Here is a 781-nt window from a genome sequence, read left to right as displayed (position 1 = left end):
CCCGGGTGTCGGCACGGTGACTGTGACGGCGCGTGCGCTGGATGGTTTCGTGCTGGCCGAGGGTGCCACCGCTGAGTGGACCCACGAGTTCTCCACCGAGGGTGGTGGGGAGGTTCCCCAGCCGCCGTCGTCGGCTGCGGAGTTCCACCTGAGTGATAACTGGCGGGGCACGACGCATCACTTCTTCAAGTACGGGCGGATCGCCGATGAGGTGTTCGTCGGTGACTGGGACGGCGACGGGACCGATTCGATTGCGGTGCGTCGTGGGAACGTGTTCCACGTGTCCAACGCGCCTCGTGGTGGGGATGCGGACTGGACCTTCCGGTACGGCCGTGCGGGTGACACCGTGCTGGTGGGTGACTGGAATGGTGACGGCTCTGACACGTTTGCGGTGCGTCGGGGTAGTGAGTTCCACGTGAAGAACCACCTGCTGGGTGGGGACGCTGATGTGGTGTTCAACTACGGCCGGGCCGATGATGACGTGCTGGTGGGTGACTGGGACGGTGACGGCCTGGACACCCTGGCGGTGCGTCGCGGGAACGTGTACCACGTGCGTAACTCGGTCACTGGTGGTCCGGCGGACCAGGTGTTCCGTTATGGCCGGGCCGGGGACGTCACGCTGGTGGGTGACTGGAACGGTGATGGGCTGGACACGATGGCGGTTCGTCGTGGTGCGACCTACCACGTGAAGAACTCGCTGACCGGTGGCGACGCTGATCTGCGGGTGACCTTCGGTCGGGCCAACGATGAGGTGTTCGTCGGTGACTGGAACGGTGACGGT

General features: G+C 65.3%; 1 pseudogene. It reads left to right on the top strand.

Annotated features, from left to right (window positions below):
• Positions 1-16: 16 nt before the first annotated feature.
• Positions 17-781 (top strand): annotated as a pseudogene (locus V2J52_RS16995) (alkaline phosphatase); the annotation flags it as partial.

Origin of the sequence: Georgenia sunbinii, assembly GCF_036421875.1 — a bacterium.
GTDB classification, from domain to species: Bacteria; Actinomycetota; Actinomycetes; order Actinomycetales; family Actinomycetaceae; genus Georgenia_B; species Georgenia_B sunbinii.
Note: the sequence above shows the minus strand (reverse complement) of the source record. Positions and strands in the feature narration are given on the sequence as shown.